Annotated in this window: 11 protein-coding genes and 2 tRNA genes; 4 read left to right on the forward strand and 9 right to left on the reverse strand. The window is 59.9% G+C overall.

Annotation, left to right across the window (positions count from 1 at the left end; all coding sequences use genetic code 11):
* Positions 1-170: 170 nt before the first annotated feature.
* The 4 genes from ACC569_RS11130 to ACC569_RS11145 all read right to left on the reverse strand — a co-directional run bounded on the left by ACC569_RS11130 (position 171) and on the right by ACC569_RS11145 (position 3,445).
* Positions 171-734: a hypothetical protein gene (locus ACC569_RS11130; RefSeq protein WP_372523603.1), complete on the reverse strand. Its 564-nt coding sequence runs from the start codon at positions 732-734 to the stop codon at positions 171-173.
* Positions 735-1,700: 966 nt separating this feature from the next.
* Positions 1,701-1,791 (reverse strand) — tRNA-Ser (locus tag ACC569_RS11135).
* 89 nt (positions 1,792-1,880) lie between these two features.
* Entirely contained in the window at positions 1,881-2,912 is a 1,032-nt protein-coding gene (locus tag ACC569_RS11140) for a cyclic nucleotide-binding domain-containing protein (RefSeq protein WP_372523604.1), read from the reverse strand.
* Positions 2,913-3,356: 444 nt separating this feature from the next.
* Positions 3,357-3,445: transfer RNA gene (locus ACC569_RS11145), tRNA-Ser, on the reverse strand.
* 120 nt (positions 3,446-3,565) lie between these two features.
* Here ACC569_RS11145 and mltF point away from each other — a divergent pair.
* Positions 3,566-5,014 (forward strand): membrane-bound lytic murein transglycosylase MltF, encoded by a 1,449-nt coding sequence (mltF, locus tag ACC569_RS11150; RefSeq protein ID WP_372523605.1) that lies wholly within the window; start codon positions 3,566-3,568, stop codon positions 5,012-5,014.
* 178 nt (positions 5,015-5,192) lie between these two features.
* On the opposite strand, the gene tadA is transcribed toward mltF, so the two are convergent.
* From tadA to guaB, 3 genes are read right to left on the reverse strand one after another with little or no spacing between them, the layout of a single operon-like run.
* Positions 5,193-5,660: a tRNA adenosine(34) deaminase TadA gene (tadA, locus tag ACC569_RS11155; RefSeq protein WP_372523606.1), complete on the reverse strand. Its 468-nt coding sequence runs from the start codon at positions 5,658-5,660 to the stop codon at positions 5,193-5,195.
* Positions 5,651-7,225 carry a glutamine-hydrolyzing GMP synthase gene (gene guaA / locus ACC569_RS11160; protein ID WP_372523607.1) on the reverse strand — a complete coding sequence of 525 codons (1,575 nt, stop codon included), beginning with the start codon at positions 7,223-7,225 and terminating at the stop codon, positions 5,651-5,653. The genes tadA and guaA overlap by 10 nt, the downstream gene beginning before the upstream one ends.
* 53 nt (positions 7,226-7,278) lie before the next feature.
* A complete protein-coding gene (gene guaB, locus ACC569_RS11165; protein ID WP_372523608.1) occupies positions 7,279-8,736 on the reverse strand; it encodes an IMP dehydrogenase in 1,458 nt (485 codons plus the stop codon).
* A 179-nt stretch (positions 8,737-8,915) separates the two neighbouring features.
* Between guaB and ACC569_RS11170 the strand changes: the two genes are divergently transcribed.
* The 3 genes from ACC569_RS11170 to ACC569_RS11180 all read left to right on the forward strand — a co-directional run bounded on the left by ACC569_RS11170 (position 8,916) and on the right by ACC569_RS11180 (position 11,542).
* On the forward strand, positions 8,916-9,284 hold the full coding sequence (locus ACC569_RS11170) for a hypothetical protein (protein ID WP_372523609.1): 369 nt from the start codon (positions 8,916-8,918) through the stop codon (positions 9,282-9,284).
* A gap of 82 nt (positions 9,285-9,366) precedes the next feature.
* Positions 9,367-10,725: an exodeoxyribonuclease VII large subunit gene (gene xseA, locus ACC569_RS11175; RefSeq protein ID WP_372523610.1), complete on the forward strand. Its 1,359-nt coding sequence runs from the start codon at positions 9,367-9,369 to the stop codon at positions 10,723-10,725.
* 1 nt (position 10,726) lies between these two features.
* A complete protein-coding gene (locus tag ACC569_RS11180) occupies positions 10,727-11,542 on the forward strand; it encodes a peptidoglycan DD-metalloendopeptidase family protein (RefSeq protein ID WP_372523611.1) in 816 nt (271 codons plus the stop codon).
* A gap of 55 nt (positions 11,543-11,597) precedes the next feature.
* Here the strand turns inward: ACC569_RS11180 and ACC569_RS11185 are convergent, their stop codons facing one another.
* Positions 11,598-13,739: a protein kinase gene (locus ACC569_RS11185; protein ID WP_372523612.1), complete on the reverse strand. Its 2,142-nt coding sequence runs from the start codon at positions 13,737-13,739 to the stop codon at positions 11,598-11,600.
* Positions 13,740-13,846: 107 nt separating this feature from the next.
* A partial coding sequence (gene der / locus ACC569_RS11190; protein ID WP_372523613.1) for a ribosome biogenesis GTPase Der occupies positions 13,847-15,016 on the reverse strand: 1,170 nt, incomplete at its 5' end.

Here is a 15,016-nt window from a genome sequence, read left to right on the forward strand (position 1 = left end):
CCACTCCCCAGCCAATCAAGGATGGAGACGAAACGTGATGGTCGGCGTTGTCAGATGACCGTGTATGCTAGCGCATTGGCTCCACCCGCGGTTAAAGTATCTAACCCTGCACGGTTCTGTTGAGAGATAGCTGATCCGTACCGCCGCTTCGCTTGTCGTACAGAGGATCTTCATTCCTCGGCCGGATCGGTGGTCTGAAGGCCGATGCTCTCGATCCAGCGTTGGCGGCCCAACTTCTTTTCGTGGAGGGACAGGAACAGCGGCCGGTGTGGTTGGGCCAGCAGCACCAGCATGTCGCTGACGAGCCGGGGCGCGACGAAAACCCCGAGATCCCAGATCGCCTCGCCCCGGCGCCGCTCGATGAAGGCGATTCCAGGTGGAGGTTGGTAGATCGGCAAACGCTCGCCCCGATAGGTACGGTAGACGGGAACGCCGTGCGCGTCGCGCTTCTGAACGTCGCGCAAGGTGAGGTTGAAGTCACCGGCATGGATCGCTTCTCCCCGCACCGTCACTTCGTAGCGCTCGCCGGCCCGGCTTTCCGGATAAGTGGACACGCCGCTGATCTTAAGCGTGGACGCGAAAGTGTAGACGAGGTGATCGTCCCGCGCGAAGAGTGGGCGGCTCATCTTCAGGTCGAGATTGAGCGAGGCCTCGGCGCTCGCGTTATACCGTTCCACCCGGATCGCAAGGAAGGTGTACTCATCTGCAGGATGCTTCGAATTTTTCTTCGCCATGGCTGAAACCATACCGCGCTTGTATTCCCCATCAAAATCACTAACCCACCGCTGCTATTTGCCCCTTACGGCAAATCTTGGATTGAAATGCCGGATTCGATCGTCCGAGGCGATCAATTATTTGCCCCTATGTGCGCATTCTCCGTCTGCGCGATATTCAACAGAGACGCCAAAAAACGTCATCTACTCAATCCGTCGCCAAGCAGCATTCATGCCAAGATGACGCCAGTATGGCAAAGTCCCCTGCATGGCCCCAGTAGGGGCCATGGCCTCAAAAATGACTGGCGTTTTGTATGACCCAGGGGCCATACAGGGGCCGTAGAAGAGCCCTGGCGAACAAGTTAAGACGACGAGATTCTGCTATGTCTGTAGGCATTGCGTTGGCTCCATCGCTTATGGTTCTTGTCAGCCAGACGATATCGGGATCATCGGCTCGTTACGTCAAAAAATAGTGCATCGACATATTGCGCGATCGAGATCCAGCGCGAATATCCGAAGGCAGCGCCAATGCGTTCGCGAGGCGCAACGGGCACGTCGCAACCGAGTCCCTATCGTGTCAGAGTCCGACGAGAGGAAAACCACGGTCATTGGAATTTTCTGTCTGATCAATTGGATCGAGTAACCAGCCGCCTAGAATCCGACCGTATAGCGTAAAGAAAAAAATTGGAATGCGCGCGCGGACTAGATGATGAAAATGAGCATCTAGTGCGATTGACTACGCGCGATCACCAAGGAAGCAGCATAGACGGGACGGGCGGGAATTCTAACTCCATATAGTAATTCTCCAGGAACAGGCAAACCGAACCTCGAAATTGCGAGTCAGAGAAAAAACTCGTTTTCTACACCGATTTCAGGCTCATAGCGGTCCGGTATCGGACATGCTTAGGTGAGTAATAACGTAACACTGCGGGAAAAAGCGGCCCTTTCTCCGGTTGGCGGAGAAAGGGCCGTTTGCTACCGACGGATTGGCGGAGAGGGAGGGATTCGAACCCTCGGTGCGTTTTTGACGCACACACACTTTCCAGGCGTGCTCCTTAAACCGCTCGGACACCTCTCCGGAAACTCTATTCCGGGATAACGCATGGCGCCTCGCGCCAAAACGGGACGCAAGGGTAAACTACCGGCCGGTTCTCCGCAATAAAGTAATCAGGCAGCGCGGGAAAGTCCGCCCAAACCACCGCGCAGGACCGAGACCTCGAATCCTCGCTGGCTCAGCAGGAACGCTGCCGCGCAGCTGCGACTGCCGGTCTGGCAAAAGACGACATAGTGGCGCTTTGAATCAAGCTCCCGGGCCTTGCGCCGCAGCAGATACAGCGGCAGGTTGATGCTGCCCTTGACGGTGCCGTTGCGAAACTCATCTTCGGTACGCACGTCGAGCAACCCGGCTCCCTTCTGCGCCAAGGCTCTGGCCTGATCCAGTGTCACCCACTGCACCAGCGGCTCGCGCATCAGTTCATCGAAATCTTTCCGGCCAAGGCGCATGAGCACGCCCTCCACCGCCATCACCACCGTGGCATTGCGTGGCGCGCCGGACAGCAACGCTTCTTCACCGAAACCGTCGCCATCGCCCAGTTGTCCGACGACAGCAACCTTGCCGCCTTTCTCCGCCTTGCGTGACACGTTGGCTTTGCCGGTTTTAATGATGTAGTAAAAGTCGCCCGGATCGCCCTGCCGGATGATGACCTGATTTGCCTTGACCTCGACTGGCTCAAAGCGGGCAAACAGGGCGTTGATATTGGAAGGCGGCAGTTTCTGGAATGTTTCGCTGCGCAGCATGCGTATCATCCATTCGGGGTCCTGACTACCGTCATATTCAGTGACCTCATAACCGGTCGTCTGGTCCCAAGTGAGCAAACGGTCCAGCAGGGCGCTGTCCACCCACGCGACGGTAACCGCTGTCTTGGCGGTGCCGGTGTATTGGCGCGGCTTGAGCTGGGCGAGCGCATAGCGTGCATCATCGGTACCGGCAACCACATGGCGACTCTCGGCGCTGTCGGTTGAAGTCAGCGCGACTTCTCCTGACAACAGAAACACGGAATGAATGTCGCGGTCGCCTTGCTTGAACAGCTGGCTCCCGGCAGTCATATTCTCGATGACGGCCTCGGCCGCCAGTTCCCTGAAATTATCAGGCGTCAGCGAATTGATGGGGACCAGGGTTTTGAGGATGTCCGTATCCATTCAGTGGTGAGCATTTTTTGTGAGGATATTCTTAATAGTAGAACATCCCCGGTACGGAGGGAGGAAATGGCGGAGAGGGAGGGGTGAGCCGGAAACAGGCGAAGACACTTAACTTGCGGCCCAGGGCGCAACCAAACTCGCTGCGCCCGTTCGGCGGCGCCGATGCACGTTAAGTGCATCGGCGACAGCTCCGCCTCACCTTGGCCCCGGCGAACGCCCGCACACGGATGTGCGGGCTGGGGCAGATCGAAGACAGAAGCGTTGCGCCAGGGAAGGCGGGTACGGATAAATGTATGGCGGAGAGGGAGGTCGCTCCGCACATCCCTGTGCTCTCGCGACATTTGTGCATCCATGCACGTCAGGATTCCGAACCCTAAAGGGTTCGAATACCTTTCGCACTTTGCCATTACTCAAGCCGGGGGTAACAACCCCCGGCTTGAGTAATGGCGGAGAGGGAGGGATTCGAACCCCCGTGGCGTTTCCGCCCATCTGATTTCGAGTCAGCGCCGTTGTGACCGCTTCGGTACCTCTCCGGCGGCAACTATCATTATATCCAGACGAACGAAGTAGGGCGACATCTATACCTATACACACTGTTTCGGCCATGCAGGAGACGCGTGACAAGCGCCCGGCGCTGCACTAGGTTTAGATCTATGGATCGTATCGGGACTGACCAGCCAACCGGGATATTTCACGCCGCGCTCCGAATCTGCCGTCCTGCCCTGCTGATTTTGCTGGTTTTCCCACAGCTCCTGTCCTGCTCCTTTTTCGAGAAGAACAAGCTGCGGGACGTCAAATCCGCGGGTGAACTGGTGGTGTTGACGCGCACCAGCCCCACCACCTATTACGAGACGCCGGAAGGACCGGCCGGATTCGAATACGATCTGGTGAAAAGCTTCGCGAACTATCTCGGCGTGAAACCGCGTTTCGTGGTCGCTGAAAAATTCAACGACATCATCCCGCGGCTGCTCAAGGGCGATGCCGACCTGGCGGCGGCGGGGATCACGGTGACGGAGGCGCGGAGCAAACTGGTCCGGTTCGGCCCGCCCTATCAGGAAATCCGCCAGCAGGTGATTTACCGGTTGGGGACCGACCGGCCCGCCAGCGCCGAGGAATTGATCGGCCGGCAGATCGAGGTGCAGGCCGGCACCAGCTATGCCGAACGCCTGAACGAACTCAAGCAGCAATATCCGGAACTGAAATGGACCGAGGTGGACAAGGAAACCGAGGAATTGATGCAGGTCGTATGGGAAGGGCTGCTCGAAATCAGCATTGCCGATTCGAACATCGTCGCGATCAACCGGCAATATTTCCCCGAGATTCAAGTCGCCTTCAGTCTGCAGAAACCGGAGCCTCTGGCTTGGGCCTTCGCCTTGGGCGAGGACCAGAGTCTGTATGACGCCGCCGTGAAGTTTCTGGAAAAAAGCCGCTCTACAGGGGAACTGGCGCAACTGATCGACCGTTATTACGGCCCCGCCAGCCACTCGAACTTCGTCAACCTGAGCGTGTTCAAGGTGCGCGTACGCAGCCGCCTCGCGCAATATCAACTCCTGTTCGAAAAGGCGGCCAAGCAGTACAGCCTCGACTGGCGGTTGCTCGCCGCCCTCGGTTATCAGGAGTCCTACTGGGATCCGACAGCGACCTCACCGACCGGCGTGCGCGGCATGATGATGCTGACGGAGGAAACCGCCGACCAGCTCGGGATTGCGGACCGCCTGGATGCCACGCAAAGCATCGGCGGCGGTGCCCACTATCTCCAAGGCCTGATCGAGCGCATGCCGCCCGGCATCACCGAACCCGACCGGACGTGGATGGCGCTCGCGGCGTATAACATCGGCATCAATCACCTGGAAGACGCGCGCATCATCACCCAGAAGCACGGCCGCGATCCGAACAAGTGGAACGACGTTAAAAACTCCCTGCCGCTGCTCGCCGACGAAGCCTGGTACCCCAAAACCAAAAACGGCTATGCCCGCGGGCTGGAGCCGGTCATCTTCGTCAATGCCGTGCGTACTTATTATGACGTGCTGGTAAAGACCGACGAAGAGGAAAAAGCCAAGAAAAGGCCCGAGGCTTTCGGGATCAAGGCGCCGGCAATTTAAAATGAAACACTTCCGACTCCCCCTCTCCCCTTCGCGGGAGAGGGCAAGGGGTGAGGGGGGCTACCGCCGTGCTTCGAAAAACTTCCGCAGTTCGTAGGTTGGGGTGAGAGAAGCGAACCCCAACAACATCGCCGACTAATTGTTGGGTTTCGCTATCGCTCAGCCCAACCTACATTCCTCAGCGCCGTGCAGCGAAAAATTTCCGCAACATCTCGCCGCATTCCCCCGCGAGCACGTCGCGGGTGACTTGTGCGCGATGATTTAGAGCGGAGGATTCCAGCATATTGAATACGCTCCCGGCCGCGCCGGACTTCGGGTCGGCCGCGCCGTACACGACGCGCGCCATGCGCGCGTGCACCATGGCGCCGGCGCACATGGCACAGGGTTCGAGTGTTACGTAGAGCACGGCGTCGGAGAGACGGTAATTTTTCATGCGCGTCGCCGCGGCGCGCAACGCCACGATTTCGGCATGCGCGGTGGGATCGTGCGCGACGATAGGCTGGTTCCAGCCTTCGCCGATGATCTCGTCGTTCAGCACCACCAGTGCGCCCACCGGCACCTCACCCGCTTCCTCGGCGTGGCGGGCCAGTTCGAGCGCACGATGCATGTACGCCGCGTCGCGCGCCTCCGATGTCATCACTCCCATTCGATGGTCGCCGGCGGCTTGCCGGAGATGTCGTAGACCACGCGCGAGATGCCGCGCACTTCGTTGATGATGCGGTTGGAGATGATGCCCAGGACTTCATAGGGAATCTGCGCCCAGTTGGCAGTCATGAAATCCACCGTCTCGACCGCACGCAGCGCAATCACGTAATCGTAGGCGCGGGCGTCGCCCAGCACGGCGACCGACTTCACCGGCAGGAACACCGCGAACGCCTGGCTGATCTTGTCGTAAAGATTGTGGCGGTACAGCTCTTCCAGATAGATCGCGTCCGCCTTGCGCAGCAGATCGGCGTATTCCTTCTTCACCTCGCCCAGGATGCGCACGCCCAGACCCGGGCCGGGGAATGGATGGCGGTAGATCATCTGATGCGGCAGACCCAGTTCCTCACCGATGCGGCGCACCTCGTCCTTGAACAGCTCGCGCAGCGGCTCGAGCAGCTTGATGTTCATCTTCTCCGGCAGCCCGCCGACGTTGTGGTGCGACTTGATCACGTGCGCCTTCCTGGTCTTGGCCGCGGCGGATTCGATCACGTCCGGGTAGATCGTGCCCTGCGCCAGCCACCGGGCGTTGTTGATCTTGGCTGCCTGCTCCTCGAAAACCTCGATGAAGATGCCGCCGATAATCTTGCGCTTCTTCTCCGGATCGGCCACGCCCTTGAGCGCGGAGAGAAAACGGTTCTCGGCGTCCACCCGGATGACCTTCACGCCCATGTGTCGGGCGAAAGTCTCCATCACCTGGTCACCCTCGTTCAGGCGCAGCAGGCCGTTGTCGACGAATATGCAAGTGAGCTGCTTGCCGATGGCGCGGTGCAACAGTGCCGCGACCACGGAGGAGTCCACGCCGCCGGACAATCCGAGCACGACTTCGTCCTGCCCGACCTGGGCGCGCACCGACTGGATCATGCTTTCGATGATGTTGCCCGGCGTCCACAGCGAACCGCAACCGCAGATGTCATGCACAAAACGTTGCAGTATCGAGCGTCCCTGGGTGGTATGCGTCACCTCCGGATGGAACTGGATGCCATAGTATCCGCGCGTCTCGTCGGCGATACCGGCAAAGGGCGCGGCGGCGGTTTCCGCAATCACCTTGAAGCCCGAAGGCAGTTTGGTGACACGGTCGCCGTGGCTCATCCATACGTGCAACCATTCCGCGCCGGTTTCTTCCTTCTCGTCGCGCAGGTCGCGAAACAGTTTCGAGTGGCTGTGCATGCGCACCCGCGCGTAACCGAACTCGCGCTTGTCGCCGGCCTCGACCGTGCCGCCCAACTGCGCCGCCATGGTCTGCTGACCGTAACAGATGCCGAGGACGGGGACCTTCATGTCGAAAATCTCCCTGGGTGCGCGCGGGGTCTCGTCCAGCGTCACCGATTCCGGGCCACCGGAAAGAATGATGCCGCGCGGAGCGAATTTCCGGATTTCCTCGACCGGCGTGTCATAGGAATACAGCTCGCAATACACTCCGGCCTCGCGCACACGGCGCGCGATCAGCTGCGTGTACTGCGAGCCGAAATCGAGGATCAGGATTTTCTGTAAATGCGGATCGGTCATGGCACTAAATATTTTTTACCGCCAGGAGCGCCAGGGAAATCAGCGGTTGCGAATCATTCCCGCTGGTAGTTCGGCGCTTCCTTGGTCACCATCACGTCGTGCACGTGTGACTCGCGGATGCCGGCATTGGTGATGCGCACGAACTGTGTCTTGGTACGCATCGCTTCGATATTGACGCTGCCGGTATAGCCCATGCTGGAGCGCAGGCCGCCCATGAGCTGATGAATGATGTTGATCATCGGCCCCTTGTAGGGCACGCGGCCTTCGACGCCTTCCGGCACCAGTTTGTCGCCCTTGGCGCCTTCCTGGAAATAACGGTCGCTCGAGCCTTCGCCCATGGCACCGAGCGATCCCATGCCGCGATAGGATTTGTACGAACGGCCCTGGTAGATCTCCACCTGTCCGGGCGCTTCGTCGGTGCCGGCCAGCAAGCTGCCGATCATGATCGTGTGCGCGCCGGCGGCCAGGGCCTTGGCGATATCGCCGGAATAACGGATGCCGCCGTCGGCAATCACCGGAATATTCGATCCTTTCATCGCTTCCGCGACATTGGCGATCGCGGTGAGCTGCGGCACGCCGACCCCGGCCACCATGCGCGTGGTGCAAATCGATCCTGGCCCGATGCCGACTTTTACGCCATCGGCGCCGGCATCGCGCAGTGATTTCGCCGCCTCGCCCGTGGCGATGTTGCCGCCAATCACCTGCATGTCGGGATAATGCTTCTTGATCCAACGCACGCGATCGAGCACGCCCTGGGAATGGCCATGCGCCGTGTCCACGATGATCACGTCCACCTCGGCCTCGACCAGGCGCTCGACGCGCTCTTCCGTGCCCTGGCCCACGCCGACCGCGGCGCCGGCGAGCAGACGGCCTTTGCGATCCTTGGCCGAGCGCGGGTATTCGGTCGACTTCTGGATGTCTTTGACGGTAATAAGGCCTTTCAAACCGAACTTGTCATCCACCACGAGGATTTTTTCAATACGGTGCTGGTGCAGCAGCTTGAGTATCTCGTCGCGCGAAGCGCCTTCCTTGACCGTCACCAGTTTTTCCTGGGGCGTCATGATGCGCGACACCGGTTCCTCGTAGCGGGTCTCGAACCGCAGATCGCGGCTGGTGACGATGCCTACGAGCTTGTCGCCCTGGGTCACCGGCACGCCGGAGATATGCTGCGCGCGCGTGAGTTCCAGCACCTTGCGAATGGTGGTATCGGGCGTCACCGTGATCGGGTTGCTGATGATGCCGGCTTCGAATTTCTTCACCCGGCGTACTTCATCCGCCTGGCGCTCGGGCGTCAGGTTCTTGTGGACGATGCCGAGACCCCCTTCCTGGGCCAGGCAGATGGCGGCGCGCGCCTCCGTGACCGTGTCCATGGCGGCCGACAGCAGCGGGATATTGAGGCTGATGGTGCGCGTAAGGGAGGTTTTCAGGTCCACGTCCTTGGGCAGGACGGTCGAATGCGCAGGGAGCAGCAGGACATCGTCAAAGGTGAGGCCTTCCTGAACAATTCGCATGGCGTATTATACGTAATCCGATACGCTTTCGTAAACTGGCGTGACGTACGGACCCCGCCAGATATTCCCTGCCACATAACGGCTAATGGCTAACAGGCCGGTCTTACCGTTGACGCGGCTCGCTTTGTGTTTTACCTTGAAGTCATTCATTACCACACGCAGGCTCAGGAGGAATTAGAATGAAAAAAACCCTTATATTGTGCTCTCTATCCCTTGTCCTGACGGTAACAGGTTGCGCTTGGTGGGATAATTGGTGGGAAGGCTGGTCAGCAAAAAATGAGGAATACAACAAACTCGTCGCTCAGACGGAGAATGAAATCAAACTCGCCGACAAGACCGGTTTTCTGTGGCGCGATACCGAGAAATTCCTGACGGACTCGAAGGAAGCCAAGGCCGCGTCTGACAAGGCGGTGCAAAACGGCGACCGGGCAACCGCGAAAACCGAATTCGACACGGCCATGAAACTAGCACAAAAGGCCATGAAGCAGGCGCAGATGGCCCAGCAACAGGCAAGAGACAACGCCAAGCCGGTGATCAGTTACAAGTAAACCAGACGAGGGTTGAGCCGAGCAAGAAAGCCTGGCGCTGCCCGGCTTTCTTTATTCACCCAAATGGGGTTATGTTTCCTGTATGGTGCAACCCTCTCCCGCCGTTACGACACTGCGTGATATCTACACGGTCTCGCGCCTGAATCGCGAGGCCAAATCCCTGCTCGAAGGGAGCTTCCCGCCGATCTGGATCGAGGGTGAGATATCCAATCTCTCGCGTCCGGCGTCGGGCCATGTGTACTTCTCGCTCAAGGACCCTCAGGCGCAGGTGCGTTGCGCCTTCTTTCGACAACATCAACGCCTGGCCGGCATCACGCTCAAGGACGGGTTGCACGTGCTGCTGCGCGCGCGCGTGAGCCTGTACGAGGGTCGCGGCGACTTTCAAGTCATCGTCGAATACCTCGAAGAGGCCGGAGAAGGTGCCTTGCGGCGCGCTTTCGATGCGCTCAAACAGAGACTCGCCAAGGATGGTCTCTTCGAGACCGCGCACAAGTTGCCGCTGCCCCGGCTACCGCGACGCATCGGCATCATCACTTCCCCTTCCGGTGCGGTGCTGCACGATATCCTGACGACGCTGAAGCGGCGCTTCCCGGCGATCGCCGTACTGGTGTTTCCGGTGCCGGTGCAGGGCGAGGGCGCGGCGGAGAAAATCGCCGCGGCGATCCGGCTGGCCGGCGAGCGAAACGACTGCGATGCGCTGATCCTCGCGCGCGGTGGCGGTTCGCTCGAGGATCTATGGCCATTCAACGAGGAGATCGTGGCGCGCGCCATTTATGCCTGTCCTGTCCCAATCGTCAGCGGCGTGGGACACGAAACCGATTTCACCATCGCCGACATGTCCGCGGATGCGCGCGCGCCGACACCGACCGCGGCCGCCGAAATGCTGAGCCCGGACCAGCACGAATGGCTGACGCATTTTGCGCGCGTCGCGAACCGCTTGACCACCGCCATGCGCGGCCGCCTGCGCAACCACAGCCAGCACCTTGACTGGCTGGGCGCGCGTTTGGTGCATCCGCGTAGCCGTCTGGCACTGCTGCAACAGCGGCTCACTTCGCTCTCCCAGCGCCTGCCTCTGGCACAGATCACGCGCCTGCGCCAGGCGCGTTCGCAATGGCAGACCATGACAGCAGCATTGCTTCAACACTCGCCGCTGCCGCGATTGCGCGCGGCGGCGCTCGACAACCGTCATTTTTATACCCGCCTGGCGGCCGCCATGAAGCGGCGCATCGAACGCGCCGACGCCCGCCTGCAGCAGGTCATGCAGGGCCTGCATGCGCTGAGCCCGCTCGCCACGCTGGAGCGGGGGTTTGCCATTGTGCAAAAATCGGCCACCGGCGCGATCGTTACCGAGGCGGCAGCGGTCCAGGCGGGCGAACGAGTTCAGGCCCGTCTGGCACATGGCTATCTGGATTGTCTGGTTGAAAAAACCCGTGGGCAATAAAATGTGGACACTGTTAGGGCTGCTGATCGGCACGGTCGCGACCGCGCAGGAACTGCCGCATGCGAGCCCGGTGCCGGGTGGCATCGCGATTTTGCCGTTGGTGCCGGACACCGAGCCGGCGCCGGTGGTGCATTTTGCCGATCAACGCGTCATGGTGATGCGCCACGACGGCCAGTGGCAAGCCGTGGTGGGACTGCCACTCACGCTCGAGCCGGGCCCGCAAACGGTTACGATCCGCGACAGTCAGGGCAAGGCGCGGGATTATCCGTTTACCGTACAGTCCAAGGAATACGCCGTACAGCGCCTCACGCTCAAGAACAAACGCATGGTGGAACCGACGGAAGAAGATCTCGCGCGCATTACCCGCGAACAGGCGATCATCCAGCAGGCGTTTTCCGTCTGGACCGATGAAGCGCTGCCCTCGCTGCGATGCCTCCTGCCGGTGCACGGGTCGGTGAGCAGTGTCTTCGGGTTGCGGCGCTTCTTCAACAATGAACCACGTCAGCCGCACAGCGGCATCGATATCGCCGCGCCCGTCGGTGCGCCGGTCATGGCGCCTTTGGCGGGGACCGTCATTCTGACTGGAGAATATTTTTTCAACGGCAAAACCGTTTTTCTCGACCATGGCCAGGGACTCATCAGTATGTTCAACCACTTGAGCCGTATTGCGGTCGAGCGCGGTACACGGGTGACCCAGGGTCAGAAAATCGGCGAGGTGGGCATGTCCGGACGCGTCACCGGTCCGCACCTGCACTGGACCGTGAGCCTTAACAATAGCCGGGTCGATCCGGTATTGTTCCTGCCCGAAAAAAAATAACAGCGTAATAAAAAGTTGTTTTCAGCGCAGCCTGGCGGTCGCGTTCAAGTGAAATTTATTTTCCCTTCCAGATTCGGACAGTTTTGTCGCGACCCCCGGAGACAAGTCTTGTGCCATCCGGCGAAAACGCCACCGACTGCACCCAATCCTGATGTCCCACGAGCGTCTGCACGACGGAACCGTTACCGGCGTCGAATATCCCGATGGTTTTGTCAGCCAGCCCGGCGGCCAGCCAGCGGCTGTCCGGCGACCAGGCCAGCGCGAGAACGGCGGGATTATTATTCAGTATCCGCGCCAGCGTGCCGGTCGTCGTATCCCACAGGCGTATCGTTTCACCGGAGTCGCCGGAAGCCAGCCATTTTCCGTTCGGCGACCAGGCCAGCGCCAGCACCTTGTCCTTGTGGCCCGCCATCTTCATGGTCTCCGTACCATTCGCCACGTTCCAGACGAGCAGCGTCCTGTCGACGCCGGCGGAGGCAATCAATTTTCCATTAGGAGAAAACGCGAGCGCATAAATATCGCCGGCGTGTCCTTCAAGTATTTGCAGCCGTTTTCCGCTATTCACATCCCACACGTACACCATTCTGTCCTTGCCGGCGGCGGCGACAAGCTTGCCATCCGGCGAAAACGCCACCGCATAGACCGCATAGCTCAGGCCGCTCAAGGCGCTGTGCAGCTGCCCGGTGCCGGCTTCCCACAATCTTACCGTGCCATCGTCGCCTGCCGACGCCAGCCACGAGCCAGCAGCGGAAATAGCCACGGCGTTAACGGCATAACTCTGCCGCAACGAACCGAGCAGTGAACCTGTGGACGTCACCCAGAGCTTGATAGTTTTGTCGAGACCAGCCGACGCGAACCATTTTCCATCCGGCGCAAACGCCACCGACTGCACCCAGTCCTGATGACCGGTAAGCGTTTTCTCGAGCAGGGAAGGAACAACTGCCGATACAGCCTGGGTGATCGGGTGGGGCTTGGATGGCGCTTCTACGGCATCGTATGTCGCCGCAGGAGATTTCGCTCCCGTTGGCCGCTCCGTTGACATTGCTGGCTTGCCTGAAGTCCCGGCGTGAATCGCAGGAGCGGATGTCTGTTCTGTCTCCTCCCAATAAACCTTAAGGTCAGGCCAATAGAGGGTACCGGCCACCGCCAGGCTGGCCACCATCAGTGCCGCTGCCATCCAACCAACGGCCGCCGAGCTGCGGTCTTTTTCATTCATGGCCTTCGAGGCCTGTGCGGATACCTTTACCCTGGATACGGACGGTCGGTTGAACATGGCCGGTTGACCGGTCGTGGCCTGACGTCCAGACCTGCCTTTACCCATGAGGGCATCCTGCAGCTCGCGCGCGGATTGTGGCCGATCACGCGAATACACCTGCATGGCCCAGTCGATACATTCGAGCACCGGCTTCTGATACCCATTCTTCCCCGCCTTGACCGCCGGAGTCAGCGGATCCACCTGGTATTTGAGCACCGCCTGATAGCGTTCCAAGGCGTCATCCGGCTTCTTGCCGCTGATGCAGCGGTACATGGAAGCACCCACGGCATAGACATCGGTCGACGGGTCCGGTGTACCCTTGTCGGGGTATTGTTCCATCGGAGCATAACCTTGGGTCAGCGCCACTTTCTGCAGATGGACCGCTCCCTGGCGAGCCGAGCCGAAGTCAATGAGCATCGGGCTGCCATCCTTGCGCAGATAGATATTCTCCGGCTTGATGTCGAGATGCAGCATCTCAGCCTCGTGCACCGCGTGCAGGCCATTGAGAATCGGGATAAACACTTTCAACAGGGTCTGCTCATCCAGGCGAGGCCCGTTGCGTTTGAGATAATCCGCGAGACTCTGCCCCTCCTCGTACTCCATGACCATGTAGGCCGTCCCATTAGCCTCGAGGAAACGCAGGACACGGACAATATTAGGATGCTTGAAGCGGGCTAGAGCGCGGGCCTCCTTCACGAAATTTTTGAGGCCAATCTGATAATCGTGCACCGCCCCACGGGAGGGATTCGGCAATACCTGGGTCTTGTTTTCCCGGTTGGCGATCTCGTGGGGGAGGTATTCCTTGATTGCCACCTGGGCGCCCAACGACGTATCGCGCGCAAGATAAGTGATTCCGAAGCCGCCATGGCCCAGAACCGATTCAATGGTGTATTCAGCCAGCCGGTAACCGGACCGGAGGGCACTTTTATGAAATGCGCTCACGACACTACCCTCTGAGTCCCTGATCCAAGCGCGCTACCCCTTGCTGCGGCATGTCTCTGCTTTTACGTTATGTTTCAATCTAGTGATGAGTATAGTTCACGGATTTTTTAGGGGCGCTTACGGGGAGAATGGCGACGGCCAGCCCGGCCACGAGCCTTTTTATCCTGGTAGGGGTTCTCTTCCTGCCGGCAATCGATCCAGACCTGTGTGCCAACCAGGTGAAATGCCTTGCGGAAGGTATTAGCCAGGTAGCGGCGGTAGGATTTGGACAGTGAGGCAACCTGGTTGCCATGGATCACCACCCGGGGCGGGTTTTTTCCGCCCTGGTGGGCATACTTGGGACGAGCGCGCCGGCCACGGGCCATGGGCGGTGGGGTGGCCGTCACCGCGTCCTGCAGGACGCGGTTAAGCTTGGGGGTGGTCAGGGTACGAAAGGCGGAAGCATAGGCCTCATCCACCGAGGGAAACAAACCGCCCACCCCCATGCCATCCCGTGCCGAAATATAGTGAACCCGGGCGAACTCGAGGAACGGCAATTTGCGCTCGAACTCGCGCTTGATCCAGGTGCGCTCGGAATCCGTCACCGCATCCCATTTATTGACGGCGACCACCATGGCCCTTCCGGCTTCCAGTGCGTAACCGGAAAGCGAGGCATCCTGTTCGGACACGCCGGTGCTGGCGTCGATGACAAGAATCGCGACATTTGCCTCGTCGATGGCCTGAAGGGTTTTGAGCACGGAAAACTTTTCCAGAAGCTCATCGATTTTGGAACGGCGACGCACGCCGGCCGTATCAATGAGAATATAACGTCGGCCTTCGCGTTCCAGCGGCACGCGGATGCTGTCGCGCGTGGTACCCGGCGCGTCGCTGACCACCACGCGCTCTTCACCCAGCAAGGCATTGACGAGCGTGGACTTGCCGGCGTTGGGTTTGCCGATCACGGCGATGCGCGGTACGCCCTCTTCCGACTCGGCCTCTTCGGTGACAGGCATGGCCCCCAGCACGCGTTGCATCAGCTCGTCCACGCCGTCGCCGTGCGTGGCGGAGATCGCCATCGGCTCGCCCAGACCGAAAGCATGAAATTCCGCCACCGCCGTGGACGGGTCGTATCCTTCCGCCTTGTTCACGGCAACCCAGACCGGTTTGCCATGCCGCCTCAGATCCGTGACAAGTTCACGATCGACGGGATGAATTCCCTCGCGCGTATCCACCAGCATAATAACGGCGTCGGCCTCGGCCAGCGCGGCACGCACCTGGACAGCGACATGTGAACTTAC

Origin of the sequence: Sulfuricaulis sp. (assembly GCF_041499725.1) — a bacterium.
In the GTDB taxonomy this organism is placed as follows: Bacteria; Pseudomonadota; Gammaproteobacteria; order Acidiferrobacterales; family Sulfurifustaceae; genus Sulfuricaulis.

Excerpts from the sequence above, each read along its gene's own strand:
- guaA (WP_372523607.1), bottom strand. The coding sequence starts at position 7,225 with ATGACCGATCCGCATTTACAGAAAATCCTGATCCTCGATTTCGGCTCG.
- ACC569_RS11130 (WP_372523603.1), bottom strand. The coding sequence starts at position 734 with ATGGCGAAGAAAAATTCGAAGCATCCTGCAGATGAGTACACCTTCCTT.
- ACC569_RS11180 (WP_372523611.1), top strand. The coding sequence starts at position 10,727 with ATGTGGACACTGTTAGGGCTGCTGATCGGCACGGTCGCGACCGCGCAG.
- guaB (WP_372523608.1), bottom strand. The coding sequence starts at position 8,736 with ATGCGAATTGTTCAGGAAGGCCTCACCTTTGACGATGTCCTGCTGCTC.
- mltF (WP_372523605.1), top strand. The coding sequence starts at position 3,566 with ATGGATCGTATCGGGACTGACCAGCCAACCGGGATATTTCACGCCGCG.
- ACC569_RS11170 (WP_372523609.1), top strand. The coding sequence starts at position 8,916 with ATGAAAAAAACCCTTATATTGTGCTCTCTATCCCTTGTCCTGACGGTA.
- tadA (WP_372523606.1), bottom strand. The coding sequence starts at position 5,660 with ATGGGAGTGATGACATCGGAGGCGCGCGACGCGGCGTACATGCATCGT.
- ACC569_RS11140 (WP_372523604.1), bottom strand. The coding sequence starts at position 2,912 with ATGGATACGGACATCCTCAAAACCCTGGTCCCCATCAATTCGCTGACG.
- xseA (WP_372523610.1), top strand. The coding sequence starts at position 9,367 with ATGGTGCAACCCTCTCCCGCCGTTACGACACTGCGTGATATCTACACG.